The following is a 1489-nucleotide window of genomic DNA, read 5'->3' on the forward strand; positions in this document are numbered from 1 at the left end:
GGGAGTATCCCAAAGTTTGTGTAAACCTTCAAATTGATGTAAGATAGACTTACCAGTTTGGAGGTTTATTTTATGGCAAGGAAAAAGGATACACCACAAAAAGCAGCCCTTCGGGAAATGATGGGCAACTATCTGAAAGAGAACAATGTAAAGGTCAAGGATGGAACGGATGTCAATTCCATTATGCGGGATATGATGTCCATCATTTTGGAAGGTGCCCTGGAGCAGGAAATGGATGAGGAACTGGGATATTCCAAGTATGATTATCGGAACAAGGAAACAGATAATTCCAGAAATGGCCATTCCCAGAAGACCATGCATACCAGCTACGGCGATATGGAGATTGATATCCCAAGAGACCGGAAAGGAGAGTTTGAACCACAGATCGTCAAAAAGTATCAGAATACGGTCACTCAGGACATGGAAGAAAAGATCATCTCCATGTATGCCAAAGGAATGACTACGAATGATATCGAAAGCCATATGCGGGAACTCTATGACATCGAGATTTCTGACAGCACCATCAGCAGGATCACGGATAAAATCCTGCCCATCGTAAAAGAATGGCAGGAACGGCCTTTGGAGGAAATCTATGCGGTCGTTTTCATGGACGCTATCCATTACCATGTCCGTAATGAAGGCAGGATTGTAAAACGTGCGGTTTATGTCGCTATCGGAATCGACATGGAAGGGCATAAAGACGTGCTCGGCATGTATGTAGGGCAAAATGAGAGTGCAAAGTTCTGGCTTTCCATTTTGAACGGACTGAAAAACCGTGGCGTAGAAGATATCCTGATCGCATGCGTAGACGGCCTGACAGGCTTTCCACAGGCGATTGAAGCCGTTTTCCCGGATACTGAGATCCAACAGTGTATCATTCATCAGATCCGGAATACGACAAAGTTCGTTTCTTACAAGGAACTCAAGCCGTTGATGGCTGATCTGAAACGTGTATATGCAGCCCCAACGGAAGAAATCGCACGGGCTGAACTGGATAGTTTTGATGAGAAATGGAGCGGGAGATATCCCAAAATCGCAAAATCATGGAAGGATAACTGGGCGAATCTTTCAACGTATTTCAAGTATCCGGAAGCGGTCCGCCGCTTAATCTATACCACGAATACCATCGAGGGATTTAACCGGCAGCTGCGGAAGGTCACGAAATCCAAGACGGTATTCCCTTCGGATGAGAGTCTCCTGAAAATGCTGTATCTGGCCATGGTGGATATCACGAAAAAATGGACTGGACACCGACAGGATTGGGGACAGATCCATTCGCAGCTGGAAATATTTTTTGAAGAACGATTATCCGGATTATAAGCTGTTTCTGGCCTTTCAGGGCTGGCCTAGCCAGCCCTGCTTGACATGTCTGGAAACTGCATTATAATACAAGCAAGGGCAGAACCTCAAAAAATCGGCTCTGCCCAGAATAACTAATGACATATCTTATATCAGTTTTTTGAATTTACACAAAACTTGAAACGGTCTC

Annotated in this window: 1 protein-coding gene; it reads left to right on the forward strand. The window is 44.8% G+C overall.

Features of this window, described 5'->3' with window-relative positions; translation table 11 throughout:
* The first annotated feature begins 117 nt into the window (after nucleotides 1-117).
* A complete protein-coding gene (locus DXB18_RS15985) occupies nucleotides 118-1320 on the forward strand; it encodes an IS256 family transposase (protein WP_182430615.1) in 1203 nt (400 codons plus the stop codon).
* Nucleotides 1321-1489 lie beyond the last annotated feature (169 nt).

Origin of the sequence: Clostridium sp. OM02-18AC (assembly GCF_003481825.1) — a bacterium.
In the GTDB taxonomy this organism is placed as follows: Bacteria; Bacillota; Clostridia; order Lachnospirales; family Lachnospiraceae; genus Brotaphodocola.